Origin of the sequence: Pedobacter xixiisoli (genome assembly GCF_900215335.1) — a bacterium.
Classification (GTDB): Bacteria; Bacteroidota; Bacteroidia; order Sphingobacteriales; family Sphingobacteriaceae; genus Pedobacter; species Pedobacter xixiisoli.
In genome coordinates this window covers 281,517-297,678 of sequence record NZ_OCMT01000003.1, presented here as the reverse complement: position 1 = coordinate 297,678, position 16,162 = coordinate 281,517, and the positions used below count along the sequence as shown (strand labels likewise).

Annotated in this window: 7 protein-coding genes; 3 read left to right on the top strand and 4 right to left on the bottom strand. The window is 38.2% G+C overall.

All coding sequences use genetic code 11. From position 1 onward, the window contains the following. The first annotated feature begins 7 nt into the window (after positions 1 to 7). Positions 8 to 1,327 (top strand): TolC family protein, encoded by a 1,320-nt coding sequence (locus CRO54_RS13445; protein ID WP_097132596.1) that lies wholly within the window; start codon positions 8 to 10, stop codon positions 1,325 to 1,327. A 73-nt stretch (positions 1,328 to 1,400) separates the two neighbouring features. Continuing rightward, complete coding sequence (locus tag CRO54_RS13440) at positions 1,401 to 2,264, top strand: N-acetylglucosamine kinase (RefSeq protein ID WP_097132595.1); 864 nt, start codon at positions 1,401 to 1,403, stop codon at positions 2,262 to 2,264. Positions 2,265 to 2,267: 3 nt separating this feature from the next. Here CRO54_RS13440 and CRO54_RS13435 read toward each other — a convergent pair whose 3' ends face one another. Together CRO54_RS13435 and CRO54_RS13430 are read right to left on the bottom strand one after the other, a co-directional pair. Continuing rightward, positions 2,268 to 2,528 (bottom strand): PID-CTERM protein-sorting domain-containing protein, encoded by a 261-nt coding sequence (locus CRO54_RS13435; protein WP_097132594.1) that lies wholly within the window; start codon positions 2,526 to 2,528, stop codon positions 2,268 to 2,270. 152 nt (positions 2,529 to 2,680) lie between these two features. After that, positions 2,681 to 3,097: a carboxypeptidase regulatory-like domain-containing protein gene (locus CRO54_RS13430; RefSeq protein ID WP_138765831.1), complete on the bottom strand. Its 417-nt coding sequence runs from the start codon at positions 3,095 to 3,097 to the stop codon at positions 2,681 to 2,683. A gap of 99 nt (positions 3,098 to 3,196) precedes the next feature. Here CRO54_RS13430 and CRO54_RS13425 point away from each other — a divergent pair, with 99 nt between their 5' ends. Further along, positions 3,197 to 6,931 carry a S8 family serine peptidase gene (locus tag CRO54_RS13425; RefSeq protein WP_097132592.1) on the top strand — a complete coding sequence of 1,245 codons (3,735 nt, stop codon included), beginning with the start codon at positions 3,197 to 3,199 and terminating at the stop codon, positions 6,929 to 6,931. A gap of 294 nt (positions 6,932 to 7,225) precedes the next feature. Here the strand turns inward: CRO54_RS13425 and CRO54_RS13420 are convergent, their stop codons facing one another. Then, complete coding sequence (locus tag CRO54_RS13420; protein WP_097132591.1) at positions 7,226 to 11,845, bottom strand: T9SS type A sorting domain-containing protein; 4,620 nt, start codon at positions 11,843 to 11,845, stop codon at positions 7,226 to 7,228. A 194-nt stretch (positions 11,846 to 12,039) separates the two neighbouring features. Next, the gene (locus CRO54_RS13415; protein WP_097132590.1) at positions 12,040 to 15,981 is read right to left on the bottom strand and encodes an autotransporter outer membrane beta-barrel domain-containing protein; all 3,942 of its coding nucleotides are present in this window, start codon (positions 15,979 to 15,981) and stop codon (positions 12,040 to 12,042) included. Between the last annotated feature and the right edge of the window lie 181 nt (positions 15,982 to 16,162).

Genomic DNA, 16,162 nt, shown 5'->3' with positions numbered 1-16,162 from the left:
ATTGAAAATGAAACATTATATATATGGATTGTTCGCTGCACTTTCGATATGCTTTTGCAGCATTTCAATGGTTAATGCACAAGAGAAGTTAACTTTAAAAGAAGCGATTAGCATTGCTTTACAGAACAATTACGACATCAAATTAATTAAAAACGAAGTCGAGATCGCGAAAAACAATGCGAATATGGGTAATGCAGGCATGTTACCTATCGCGGCTGCTACTTTTAATACTGGAGGAAGTAGACAAAATACCCTTCAAACGCAAGCAAGTGGAACTGAAAGAAGGATAAACGGAGCTCGTAACAGCAATATGGGCTACGGTGTAGGCCTAGATTGGACAATTTTTGATGGCTTTACCATGTTTGCTAATTATGAGCGCTTAAAAACCTTACGTCAGCAAGGCGAAAAAAATGCCGATTTACAAATTTTAACCACCATAACGGATGTAATTTCAGCTTATTACAATGTAGCCAAACAACAACAACTGGTTGTCGCTGCAGATAGTACGATTGATGTTTCAGCTTTTCGCTTACGCATTGCGGATAGTAAACTGAAAATTGGTCGTGGTTCTAAGTTAGATGTACTTGCCGCAAAAGTTGATTATAATACAGATACTTCAACTTATTTGCAGCAAAAAAACCTGCTCAACAACTATCAAGTAACTTTGAATCAGTTATTAGCAAGGGATGTAAATATTAAGTTTACAGTAGACAATGCCTTTGCTATTGAGGAAAATTTAAATTACACAACACTTGCTTCCCAGCTAGAGCAATTAAATCCGGCATTACAAAGCGCTATTTTAAATAAAAAAGTTGCCGAATTAAATTTAAAACAAGTTCAAGGAGCTCGTTACCCTTTAATTAGCGTAAACAGTGGCTACGATTTTAACAAAAGCGAATCTCCAACGGGATTTAATACGCAGTTTAGAGCAAAAGGCTTCAGCTACGGACTAACCGCTAGCTTTAATATTTTCAATGGCTTCTTACAACGCCAAAACGAACGAAATGCGAAGGTGAATATTAGCACTGCAAATCTCCAGCTAGACCAAACCAAGCAAAACCTGTCCGCTCAATTAATCAGTGCTTACCAAGATTATTCGACTTTTATAGAGCTAGCAAAACTGGAAAAAGGGAATATTGATATCGCGAACCAGAACTTAGATATCACCTTAGAAAAATACAGATTAGGCAATATCGCTCCTTTGGAATTAAGGGAAGCACAAAGAAATGCCATTGACGCGAACAACAGATATCTTGAAATCAAATATCAAGGCAAATTGGCAGAAATTTATTTAAAGCAGATTAGCGGCACATTGAATTTACAATAACCTTAAGGGCGAAAAATCTTTCGCCCAACAAATCTTCGTCCCTACTTTTTAAAAAAATTTATTATTTTAGAGGATGATTTTAGTCGCAGATAGCGGTTCATCCAAAACAGACTGGATGGCCTACAGCCCAGAACAAACACTCTCTTTCAGTACGCAAGGTATTAACCCATATTTTGCAAATGCGCAAGATGTAGTGAGAATTCTTTCTAAAAACAAAGAAATCTCTGCTGTAGCAAATGAAATAAAGGAAGTTTACTTTTTTGGTGCTGGCTGTCTCAATCCTGATAAACATGAAATTGTTTCCAATGGGCTATCCTCATTCTTTAAAAATGCATTCATTAGCGTAGACCACGATTTGATAGGTTCGGCCTATGCAACATGCGGTGACAAAAAAGGTTTGGCTTGTATTTTAGGGACTGGTTCAAACATTGCTTACTACGATGGCGAAAAGCTTTATAATGGCAAACATGGCTTAGGCTATATCTTGGGCGATGAAGGCTCTGGCACCTACTTCGGCAAGAAGATGTTGATTTCTTATTTACACAAGACAATGCCAACAGAGTTAAGAGATGCTTTTGCTGAAGAGTTTGAAATCACAAAAGATATTGCTGTAGAGAACATTTACCAAAAACCTTTTCCAAATTCATACTTAGCTGCTTTTAGTAGATTTATGATACACAACAGGCAGCATCCTTTTATACAAAAAACGTTGAAGGATGGTTTCCAAGAATTTATAGACACCAACGTAAAAGACTATAAGAACTACAAAAATTTAGAGTGCAACTTTGTAGGTTCTATTAGCTATTATTACCAAGATGAACTGCGTGCTGTATTTGCAGAAAACAATTTAAAAATTGGCAAAACGCTTCAAAAGCCTATTGAAGGCATCTTTGAATATATCTTAAAAAGAGAAGGAATTTTAGAGAAAGCGGAATAAGTATTAAGCTATATCCGCTTCTTTATTTTGCTTACGTTTATCGTATGCCCTTTTTAAACCGTAGGCAACACCTGCTGCAATAAGTATACTTGCACCACCATCAATTGGAGCAGGAGTATCAACACAATCTGCACCTGGCTCCGGAATAGAACCATCTTCACATGGAGGAAGAGGTTGTGCAGATACGAAAGGGCTGCAAACTATACCAAAGAATACGAATGTTAAAGCCCTGTAAAATGTTTTTCTAGTAATGGGTCCAGTCATAAAATCATCAAATCTCTTATAAAAAACACTTTAAAGAAATTATTACAATATTAGGTGTTTTTTCACTGAAAAAAGAATTTTAAGCAAATATCATAGATTTTATAGCTCTAGCAGTCAATCCATTATCACCACATTTCTGTATAAATTTTAGTTTAATATGCCGCCTTATAGTTAATTTGAATATCCAATTTAACCGCTTCACCTTGAGTCACCGTTACAGCATTAATTAAACCATTTCCATCAAAATTATTTGCGAATAGTTTCCCCTCCGACTCCACAGAAAATATAGAATAGCTACCTACTGGTAATTCGCATTTAAAAAAACCTTTAGCATTTGATTTTATTGTTTTAACCAATTTACCCTCCACAGCTGTAAATAATGGCGCTTCGCCTTTTACCTGTTTAAAAGTCAAAGCTTCATAAATTCTTATTTCACGCTCTATTGTTCTAGCACCAGCAGATTCAGGCGCATCTGGGGATGGCATCATATTTCCCTCTACCCAAGTCACCGTACCAAAAACACCTTGCTTTATTTTTGGTAAACCTTCTTTTTGTAATGAGCAGCTCATAAGCGGCAATAACAAGCACAAAAATGCTATCTTTTTAATGTAAGTCATGAATTATCCGTAAAATTGTCTTTAAATTAATCATTTATTTAGATTTATTAAATGCGTAGCTTAAAATACCTATCCACGCTCTCTCTCCTTTCATTGTTTTGCATTATTGACCCCAGCAGGCTTTATGCTCAAGCTAATAAACAAAATCAAACCAATACAGTTTTTTTAAAGGAAAATGCGGTATTTCTTCAAAACGTAGAGCATACGAAGCGTTCACGTGCCTTCTCTTTGGCGGCTGAAAAAGGATGGGAAACATTTGGCGTTACCAAAGAAGGAAAAGTATTTACGTTACATTGTGTAGATGATTTCGGAATGCCGCTGTACAAAATCACAGAAAACAATTCCATTTCGGCAGCAACAATTAATACAAATAGACTTTACACAGGTGGTTCGCTTGGACTAAACTTAAGTGGAAGTACCATGCCAAATGATAAAATAGCAATTTGGGATGGAGGGTCAGTTTTAACCACGCATACCGAATTTGCAACGAATAGAGTAGAAATCAAGGATGGTGTTGTAGTAACCTCTACCCATGCTACCCACGTTGCTGGTACAATCATGGCAGAAGGTAAAAACCCAAACGCCAAAGGTATGGCTTACGGACTACCAAAATTATTATCATTTGATTTCAATAACGATAATTCTGAGATGTCAAGCTACGCGGCTTCTCTACTTATTTCTAATCATTCTTACGGAACTATTGCTGGCTGGTATGAAAATACAAGCGCTATTCCGAATAGATGGGAGTTTAGAGGACAAGCTGGTGCAAATGAAGATTACAAATTTGGCTATTATGATAGCGATGCTAAAGAATGGGATAGGATTTGCTACAATGCTCCTTTCTATCTGCCTGTAAAATCTGCGGGGAATTACCGTAGCAGTAACGGCCCAGCAGTTGGTGCAAATTATTATCGTTTTAATGCAAGCGGAAGTTTGGTTAATGCCGGAGCTAGGCCTGCTGGAATTTCTAGTAACGATGGCTATGATATCTTAGGCACCTACTCGGTAGCAAAAAACGTAATGACTGTAGCAGCTGTTAATCCACTGCCTTACGGAACGGTTACGCCAAGCGACATCACCATTTCTTCATTTAGTGCTTGGGGACCTACTGATGATGGCAGGATAAAACCAGACATTTCTGCAGATGGTGTGAATGTAACTTCTACCAGTAACGCTGCCGGTGGTGCAAGTTATACAACTTACTCTGGAACATCTATGTCTGCTCCTAGCGTTACCGGCTCTTTAGTGCTATTACAAGAACTCTATAACCAAAAAAACAGTGCTTTTATGAGAGCCGCCACACTAAAAGCATTAACCATAGGAACGGCAAGCGAAGCTGGTGCAAATCCGGGACCAGATTATATATTTGGTTGGGGTCTCATGAACACAGAAAGTGCCGCAAAAGCAATTTTAAATAAAGGTACCAAAAGCATGATGAGTGAAAAGGTACTAAATCAAGGTGGTACCGAAACTTTTAACGTAGTTGCTTCTGGAGATGGACCAATTATCGCTACCATTAGTTGGACCGACCCAGAAATAGATGTGATTCCTGTGGCTGATGCACTTAATAACCCATCACTTAGGCTAGTGAACGATTTAGACCTGAGAGCTAATGATGGAAGCAATACATTTTTACCATGGGTATTAAATCCGGCAAATCCAGCCGCTGCTGCTACCAAAGGTGATAATTTTAGAGATAACGTAGAGCAGATCTATATTGCGAATGCCGTTCCTGGGAAGACCTATACTTTTACCATTTCTCATAAAGGAACACTGCAAAGAGGCGCTCAGGCTTATTCTGTAGTTGTTACTGGTATTGGAGGAAATCCTTATTGCGCTTCGGCACCAAGCTCTACCAATGATTCGAAAATTACAGGCTTGAGTTTGGCTAACATCAACTACACTGCAAGTTCGGGATGTACTTCGTATAACGATTTTACAAATCAAACCGTTGAGTTGGAAAAAGCAAGAACATATCCATTGGTGCTATCATTAGGAACTTGTGGCGCAAATTTCAACAAAGTTGCGAAGGTTTTTATAGACTGGAACAGTGATGGCGATTTTAATGATGCGAATGAAATAGTAGCGACTAGTAATGTGATCAATGGTAATGGACAACTAACGGCAAACATAACCGTTCCTTCTACGGTAAATGTTAATAATTTTTCGCTGCTAAGAGTGGTATTAGCTGAAACTAATGATGCAGCTAATGTACAATCTTGTGGTACCTACAATAAAGGAGAAACATTAGATTACAGGATTAAATTTCTGAACTTGAGCACTGATGTAGGTATTACTAACATTAATGAGCCACTAAGCAACTGCGCTAATACTCAACAAAAAGTTACGGTAGTAATTAGAAACTTCGGAACACAAAGCATTTCAAATATCCCAGTTACGGTAACCGTAAAAGATGGCAGCACTACTGTATCAACACTTAATGGTACTTTTACAAACGAAATTAAACCTTCTGAAGAGCGTGAGTTCTCTCTTCCCGGGTTTTATGCGGCTGTAGCTGGAAAAACCTACAGTATTACCGCAAAAACTTCGCTGAATATAGATCCTATTTCTTCTAACGATGAATTTAGCAAAAGCGAACAGATAAGTCTGCCTCCAAGTCTCGTCGACCAATCTGCACTTTATTGCGATAATAATAAGCAATATCAATTATCAGCTAATGGCGATGGTGTCACTTACTGGTACAAAGATGCTACTTCGACTACTCCATTTGCTCAGGGAAATAGTATCACCACCACAGAAGAGCCTACTAACAATAGCTACTTTGCAGGTTTAAATGAATATACCAGTACATTTGGGCCAGTAAATAAATACGAAGCAAGATTGGGTAGCGGCACTTATTTACAGACTAGCGGAGGTGTCAGTGTCCGTACTTTTGCACCAGCTTTATTAGAAAGTGCCCGTTTATATATTGGTCATTCGGGAACCATTAGGTTTTACGTAAAAAACAATATTGGCGTTGAGGTTTCTAGCAGTACCGTAAAAGTAACTGCAACTAGAAGCGTGCCTGTAGCTGGTTTAGCTAGCGATGATTTAACCGACCAGGGACAAGTCTATACCCTCAACCTTAAATTTCCTACGGCAGGCAATTACACCATACATACAGATTATGAGGACGATGCTACCATTTTTAGGAACAATAGCGTCCCACGTTCTATCTATCCATTAAGTTCTCAGTTAGATATTTTTAACATCATTAGTAACGATGCGGCACAACCTGGTTCTTTCTACTACTATTTTTACGATTTAAAAATTAAGGCTTTTGGATGCTTAGCTGTTGCAAGAGTTGAAGTTCCAGTCTCTAAATTGGCCATTATTAAAAATGGTGAAGAATTGGTGTCAAGCGTAGCTTCTGGAAACCAATGGTATGTTAATGGCGAAAAAATAGAAGGTGCAACCGCACGTAACTATAAGCCTTTAAAAGCAGGAAAATATCAAGTTTGGGCAGCAATCAATGCAACCTGTACTTCTATTTCCGAAGAGTTTGTTTTTCTACCTGGTGGCAAGGGCGACAACGAAATTAAATTAAGCGTATTCCCTCTTCCTGCTTCTCAAGACTTAACCGTAGCCTTTGAATTAGCCGAAACCCAGCCAGTAATTGTCAGCATTGTAAATATTGTTGGACAGAAAGTTTACGAACGAAATAAAGGAAATCAAACAGGAATAATCATTGACAATCTGGATGTTTCTAAATTACCTAGAGGCACCTACATTTTGAACATCAGAGTTAAGGATAAAATCTACTCTAAAAAGATTGCTAAATTGTAATAAACAAACCCATAAAATGATTCAGGCCTTTCGAATGAGGCTTGGATCATTTAGTTATTTAAATCTGAATTTGGTTTAAGCAGTGCCCGATTACAAAAGAATAATCGGGCTTTTGCATTGTGTTTTATCTATCAAATCTATTTCCTCAGAAAGAAAAGATTGAAATAACGATAGCATTCTAATAATCATCCTCTTAGCGACATCATTACAGCTTGCCATGCTTCGGCATAATCAAAAAGAAGGGCCGTACATTTTATTTATGTACAGCCCTTCTATTTTAGTGGACAAGCAATGCTATTGCTTAATCAATTTCATTTGTCCTATTCGCTGGGTTCCATTTTCATAAACTTCCAAAATGTAAACTCCAGCTGCAAAATCAGCTATGGCGATATCGTGTCCAGAAATCAACTGTGTTTTAGAAACATTTTGGGTTAATAAAATCTTCCCCGCAGCGCTTACAATTTTAATGGTTTGTTGGTTAGCTTTTAAAACACCATTAAATTTAACCGTGAAATTAGAAATTACCGGATTAGGGAAGACGCTTACTAAATCTGTAGCAGATTCAATTCCACCAGTATAATTTATAACTTGAGGCGAAGTTACCTTAGAGGTGTTATTGTTATCGTACTGCACTAATCTATAATAATTGTTGCCTAACAATGGGTTACTGTCGATAAACGAATAAGAAGAACCACTTCCCTTTGCCAATTCTGTGTGAATTTTCTCGTACACTCCGTTATCTGCTGCTCTTTCTACCTCAAACCTGTTATGATTAGTTTCGGTTGCTGTACTCCATTTCAATGCCACACCTTGATTAGTTTTAGCTGCCGTAAATAGTGTATTGTAAGTAACAGGAAGCGTTACAGGCGCTTCAAAAGAGACAATAAATCTAGATGGCCCTGAACTCGCCAGTTGTTTTCTATCGATAGTAAAACTATAATCAGTGCCGTTTTCTACAAAAGCAGATGTACCAAGATAATTATCGGTAAGTTTAACCAAATAACCACTTGGGATATTAGTGTAATTTAACTCTAAAGCATAATTTCCAGATGCATTTAAACTATCCAAATCTAAAGCAACATTAGTAGTTTCTACAATTGCCGGCATGTAGTTAATTACTGCTCTTTTATTGTCATTGGTTAAGCTCGACATGTAAACATCACTTCCTCTAGCGTATGACACATCTTCTTTTGAAACGTAATCTGCTGAAGTTCCATCTTTAAAAACAACAACGGTTTCTACTTTAAAAGGAGTTTCCTCTTTTTTCAACCATGTTCTAAGTTCTGATTGAGGACTAGCAGAAAAAACATTTCTGGCATTGGCCACAGACAATTTACCACTAGAAGACATTGCTGTTTGATTATCACCAACAGGAACAGCCATTAACAAATCTGCAGGCATATCCAAGGCTTTGTTACTTTCTGTAAAAGTAAATGAACCGCCTCCTGATTTAGCTTTAACAAAGAAGCCTTGTCCAGCAGGAATGATATTGCTACCACCATTAGCACTGGTTACACCGTCATAAGTAGCATATTGTCTAAGAGCTGGATTAAAGATAGAAATCACGTTATCTTCCAAATCTGCTTTTTGTGCAGCACTAACGGCATCCCAGTTGATACTTGATGCATAAGGGTTACCCAATAGATTAAAGCCCGAAGTTTCAACGGCATAAGTTAATGGAACAGTTACATCTTGCTGGTTAAGAATTCCTTTAAAGTCCATTACCACATCTTCAGGGTCTACGTAAGGCGTTGCCACTTTATCAGTCTCATTAGACCTATTACCTCTGTAAAGTAAATATGCCCCTTTACCAGCAGGAACATTCGTATCTATACTTGGGATAGCTACATATCCATTATCATAAGTCCAAGCACTTGTACCGCTATTGCCCAATTGGTCAAATCCTGCAGACCTACCAGTGATGAGCATATTGTCTATAAATTGCGTAAAGCTATAAGTTCTATCAATAGGATTTCCGTTATCATAGATAGGAGAAGAGAACATTCTGTAAGTTCTGAATGGATTTTTACCACCACCTTGAATAAATCTCTCTACAGCTACGTCACCGATAATTGAAGACGAATTAGGAATAGCTGCAATAGTTCCAGAGCCACTGGCATTAGACTTGATGGTTAGCTTACCGTTAGCATTCAAAATAGCTGAAGGATTCATTGTTAGTACTCCATCAGTTGCTAAAGAAAAACTGCCACTATTTAAAGTTTTGGTACCGCTGTTAGAAAAAGTAACGTTTCCAAACTCTATATTACCAACAGCCTCAATGTTTTGAGTGCCGCCATCGAATATCACATTGGCAGTTCCGCTTCCCATTGAAAAAGTTCCTCCACTTACATTTACATCACCTCCAAATCTTAGATTCTGAATGCCAGAAGTCTTATTCACCACGACCTTACCGTCACTCTGTAAATAATCTCTGGTAATGATGGCTGTTCCGCCAACAGAGCCCAGGTTTAAGGTACCTAATCCTGTAGAAATCACGGTAAAATCTCTAGCTTGGAATCCATCTAAAAGAGAAGGACTTCCCGCCGCAGTTTGACCCGAGGCGTTCCAAACGAAATTAGAAAAAGTTTGATTACTACCTGGCACATCTCCAGCATAGTTGGTATAACCTATAATTTCACAAGTAGATCCAGTAGCCCAATCTACCACAGGAATTATTCTTGTAGCCAAATTTGAGTTATGCTGATATTTTGCCAAGTTCGCTACTCGCAATACGCCATTATTAGTAACGACACTAGCACTACGAAATGTTCCTTCTACTAAGAAATCATAGGCTGCAGGGCCATTGTTAATTGTTAGTGTACCTGCGGTATGATTTACCATAGCCCCATTTTGTATTATTACGTCATCAACGATAAGATTCGCTATGATATCAATAGTATGACCGTTTCTCACCAAGATACCACTTGCGGCATTGGTTGGCGTAATAGTAGCCGACTGCCAATCAGTAGCAGATTCGCCGCCAGTTGCAGAACTCTCCCAACTAGATGAGTTGCTCCAATTACCTAACGTAACAGCACTTCTGAAAAAGCCGCTAGGAGAACTAGCCCCTAACACTGTGATAAAACCTGTTGTGTAAGTATAAGTGGTTACTAAATCAGGTTTTGTGATTGTAGCTGTAATAGTAGTTGAACTGCTTGCTGAATTTAGTGTTACAGAAAAATTAGTTTTTACTCCATTAACCAATTGGGCGCTTTGAGGTGAAAAAGTTGCCGATGGATCATTAGAGCTAATTGCAACCAGATCGTTCATGCCAACTATCGTATTAAAAGCAGCATCAACAGCCCTAACCGTGATAGGAAAAGGCTGATTCAATCCTTGGTTTCCGATGGGCGCATTTGTTTTACCGTTAAGAGCACCTGCCTGGTAGCCCTCTCCAGGAAGAATGACTAATAAACCAGCATAATCTCCTACGCTAACACCAAATGCAGCGCTTATCTGTGTTTTTGTGTTATCAACAACGTCCCTTACTCTCAAAGTTCTGTTTTTAGTAGCATTACCTATACGATACGTTGCTGAGGCCGTCAACTCGCCATTAATTAGAGAAGTATTTGGTGGCAGCTGAGCAAAGCCATCATTAGTTGCCACGAAAGTGACAGTATTATTTACAGTAGTTACTGTATTTCCAAAAGCATCAATTGCTCTAACCAAAACTGGAAATGGTTGTCCAGCCACTTGGTCATCAGGTGCTCCCTGTTTTCCAGCAGCGATACCCGGTGCAGAGTTTTCGCCAGGTAAAATAAGTATCAGTTTGGAATAGCCACCTGGAATTACATTGATTAGCGGCGATGTATACGATTCAATATCTCCGTTTTGAGTCTGATCTGCGACAGTAACAGCGTAAAGCATTCCTGCAGTTCTTAAAGCAGGCGAGAAAGTTACGGAGCCAGTTGCACCCATATTTTTATTAGATGGATTAGTACTAGCTGGATCATCAGTCGACATACTAATTGAGTTAGTGGGAGCTCCTGCGGTTATTCTGTTCCAACAAGCATCTGTTGCATAAACTGTAATAGATGGCGATGTGCTACCAGCAACTCTATCTGATGGCAAAGCGACAGTCTTTCCTGTTATAGAGCCAGGATCATGTTGTTCACCAGGTAAGATCACTAATAACTTCGAATAAGTCCCTCTATTAACTGTTATTGATGGCCCCAATATTGTTTTACTATCAACCACGTTTGTGGCGATAAGCCTATAATTAGCTGGCGCTTTACGTAAAATTACATTAAATGTTCCTACTCCAGCGGATAGATTTGCATTTGGAGGCAGTTGTGTATAAGTGTCATTTGATGCATTTTGGTTGGTAATGGCAATTTCGTCATTAACCGTAGCTACCACGTTAAAATAACTATCAACAGCTAATACGGTGATATCAAAAGGTATCCCAGCTAATTGTGGAGTAATCGTCCCTGTTTTACCTGGAGAGCTACCTGGAGCCGGCGTTTCTCCTGGCATTAGCATAATCAATCTAGTATATGCACCACTATTTACTGTTATACTTGAACTAACGCCAGAAAGCGTATTCCCAGCATTTGTAGCCGTAATCGTTGCTGTACCCGCAGTTCTTAATCTTACAGAAAAACTAGTATTCGCACCAGAAGACAATGGCGCCATCAAAGGCATTTGTCCATTTACATCACTAGAAGTAAGTGTTACATTATCGTTAACGCTAGTTAACACATTGTTACCAGCATCAACCGCATATACTCTCACTGTAACAGCTGCATTGGGCGTTGTGGGATTTGGAGTACCACTTTTTCCAATTCCAGGTGTAAATGTTTCACCTGGCAAAAGTACCAATAGCTTATCTTGCGCTAAAACAGTGAAACTATTAGCCGCAAAAAAAACCAAAAAGAAAAAACCTAGTTTTACTTTTTTTGTAAAAATTCTCATAGATAGCCGTTAAAATAATGATCTTACAGAGAAGATGTATTGCTCTGTAAATCAAATAATTCAGCTAAAATCGAAAATTTTAAGCATTAAAGCAATACCTAGAAACCATTAATTGCGTTTTTAGTTTTATTTTTTTTAAAAAAATAAAAGCAAAACATAATTTAAGTCTGCTTAGCACCTGTATAGTTCACAAATTATCTTTTCATCAATTTCGTTACACCAAGCCTATTTCCATTGTTGATATCAAACAACGTGGCAAAATAAACACCAGAAGGCATTGCTGAAAATTCTCCAACAGAGCCGGCATACATCTCATCTTTACTTACCTTTTTACGATAAACCTCTTTGCCAGCAACATCAGCAATTTTAATCATGTACTCTTTTGAACTAAGGCTACCATTAAATTTTATAGTAAAAGTAGATTGAACAATGGTTGGATAAACCACTATCCCATTTTCTCCATTTAAATCAAATTTAAAGTTCAGTATTTTGGGCAAAATGCTTGGGGTTCCATTATTATCTACCTGAATTAACCTGTAATAATTATTGCCATTTAAAGGCGTTTTATCCAAAAAACTGTAAAAGCCATCGGTATTAGCATTTACGGTTGCTATAGTGGTAAAACTTTGATCATCGCCAGCCCTTTGAATGGCAAAAAGACTATTATCAAGCTCTGAACTAGTTTTCCATTTCAACAACACTCCGTTATTTGCTTTATCACCTGTAAAATCTGTTAACACTACTGGCAAGGTGGTTGCTGGGCCTACTAAAAGCTCAAACCTATCGCCTAATGAAGAACCAACAGCCCTATCGATAGCTAAGGAATAAACTGTTTCTTGGTTGTTTAAATCGGTAACCGTATTTAAATATTTATCTTTCAACTTAACTTCGTAACCCGTAGGAACACCTGTTAGATTAAAGTGCATTTTATAGCCACCATTATTAGACACGTTCACATCTAAATCTACCGCCTGTATAGATGAAATATGAGGCATGTAGTTGATTGCCATTTTGGTTTTCTCAGCAGATAAACTTGATAAAAATACGGCCTCACCTCCAGACCTTTCCACATCGTAGCCCGCAAAACTCGCTAACTCATCACGCTTAAACACCACCAATGTCTCATCTTCATTTTCATAGCCATCTCTAGTTAGTTTTATTCTAATTTTTGCTGGCGTTTCTATCGAATTGGATACTCTGGCAGCTACTTCCCCAACAAAATTTGACTCTCTAACTGCCATTACCACATTATACTTCGGTAAAGCCTGTGCAACATCGCTCACCTTCGCATCTTCTGTAAAAGTTACAGAGGGAGAATTGCCATCAGTTGTTTGAACAAAGAAACCCTGACCAGGGCCGATAAACTGAGAACCTCCATTTAGTTGGTCCATACCATTAAAGGTAGCATACTGCCTGTTACTTGGATTCCATGTTCTAATTACATAACCTACATTACTGGTTTTAGTAAGGGCGTTCCAATCTATCGTTGCCGCATATGGATTTCCCAACATACTGAAACCAGTACTACCATGCTCTAAAGGCACGGTAATAGATTGCTGATTTAATTCACCTTTGTAGGTCATCACAATTGATTCGGCATCGACATAGGGAGTTGAAACTTTTCCGCTAGGATTGCTTCTATCACCGCGATACAATACGTAAGCACCCCTACCTACATCAACAGCAGTATTGATGCTCGGGATAGCAATAAAACCATTGTTATAGGTCCAAGCTGAGGTTGCGCTATTCCCCAATTGATCAAACCCTTCAGACCTGCCGGTGATCAACATGTCATCTATCAATTGCGTAAAGCTATAAGTTCTGTGACCTGCATTTTCATTATCATATATCGGTGAGGAAAACATCCTGTAGGTGCGCCACATGCTTTTACTTCCGCCTTGCACATATCTTTCTACAGTAACATTCCCTACTATAGAAGCACTTGCAGGAATAGAAGCCACTGAAGCAGAACCAAACTCATTTGATTTGAGAGTTAAGCTGCCAGAAGTTTGCAAAGTAGTATGAGCACCCAAAGTTAAATATTTGCTCACTGCCAAATTGAATTTCCCAGCAGCGGACAAGGTTTTCACACCTCCATTAAAAAACAAATTCCCGAAAGATATTCCGTTTCCAGCATCGCTATCAAAATCTTCAATTACTTGATTTGAACCATTAAAATTCAGCGAAGCATTGTTAGATAATAAATCAACTTTTCCGCCAGAAGAGCTCCAATTCCCAGATACATACAAAGTGCCGGATGCTATTTTTTTTACGCCGGCACCAGCAAAGCTGATATTTTTATAGCCAAAAACTGGAACCAACTGCTGAACTTCACTAGCATAACCCACTGTCCCATCGGCAAACGAAACAGAATAATTACCACTTAAAGAAATTGGATTAGATCCTTTAAACGTCACGACCGCATCATTCGTTAACAAGAAAGAAGCAAGATGATCAGCACCTAAAATGTTAAGCGTATTTTTGATGACGGTATTTCCACCAGAAGAAACATAACCTACAGCTGCATCCCGACTATTCACCGTTAGGTTATTTACTGTAAGTAATGCAATACTTCCTGTAACCGTTGAAGAAGAAGCTGACATAGACGAGTAAGTACCTTTTACATCCACAGAACCATCACCATTTATGGTTGCGTTGCTTTTACTATTTATATTGTTGTTAACGGTTAACTTAGTTCCAACACCCACTGTAAGTATAGCAGCTTTGGCTGTACCGAAAACAATATTACCAACCATATTATTTACAGAAACCCTTGGTTGATTATCAAATGACATAACACCAATTTGAGCTAAATCAGTAGCACCTGGAACAGTATTGGGAGACCAATTAGCAGCATTATTCCAGTCACTGGAAACGCTACCCAGCCAATCGCGAACACTTCCTGTATTTGTTGGTGCAGTACCTATATTAGTCACACTTCCACTATTAGCATAGTTAGCTTGCGAATTAGAACCATTTAGTTCTGGCGCACCAGAAATAGAAAACGTAGCTCCATTGGCTGGACTGGCTTTTACATTAACCGAAATATAGTAGTAAAAGGCCAAAGACAAGGAACCATCTGCTTCGCCTATTGAGTAAAACGAGTCGGAGATATTATAATTATGGATCTTATCGTTATAGTAATCTAAATTAGCAACATGGCTATCATCTGCATTACCGAAATAAGCATCTTTAGACTTGTTTAACTTCATCGTTCCCTCAACTATGCCTGTAATGTTACCCGTTAAAGAAATTCTTAACTGATAGATATCAAAGTAACCTCTTGTTTCTATCTTAAGACCATATATCGCTGCGTTTTCTAAACCTGGATACAAAGGATTATTGATGCCATAGGCGGTATCATTAGCTCCCGAAATACTAAGCTTCATGCTATACATCTTTACCTCATCGAAGTTAAAGCGATTGGCAGACGTAGAACTGATTTGAAAACCCGAATTTGCATACGTATTCATGGAAGAATGATATGACAACCCTCTACTTGTACTTGCCTGATTTTTAGCATTGGAATTGTATTCGTCCACAAACAAATGCCACACGTATTGTCCCTGTCTTTTAATTCGCTGCACACGAATAGCATAAGTTACACCATTATTAGGCAACGAATAACTCACTAAATCATCGTGATAAGGATAACCTCCGTTGTAAATTCTGTATCTCAAGGAAATTTGATTTCCATTTTGAGTTAAAAAATAACCATTAGCAGTAGCGGGATTAGCATTGTTGCTTGATAGCCAATATTTCCATGCATTTTCGCCATTATCTACTGCGTCGGAATTATCAGTAGCAGCTCCGTTATTTCGATAAAGTAAGGTCCACTCCCAGCCAAATGTCTCGTCATCTAGGTTGGTGTTCTCTGTTACGAGGGGCATCTTATAAGTTGAAGACAAGCCGTTAGCTGTGCTAGTTAAAGAATGTGTACCCGACAAAGGGGCAGTAGCAGATATTTGTAGCGCAGAATTAGATGTAGTTTCTGTAAAACCATTACCAAATAATCCGTTATCAAAATTGTTATAGTAGTAATTTGCAGCAGTAACTTGTGCATTAGCGGCTAAGGAACAAAGTGATAAAATCAATAAAAGTGAGAATGCGGCAAATAATAGAGTAGATTTTTGCATGCGTTTGAGGGTTCAAAACACACGCCACTAGAAGAAAACAGATGCTAATCTGCATTACAACATTTTATTGTAAACATTAATAGATTAACGCACCAAAATTGCAGAGATAAAATTTCCCAAATAGAGAAATAATATACCCAAAAACACCCTAAATACTATTTCACAATAGTAGTGACAACAA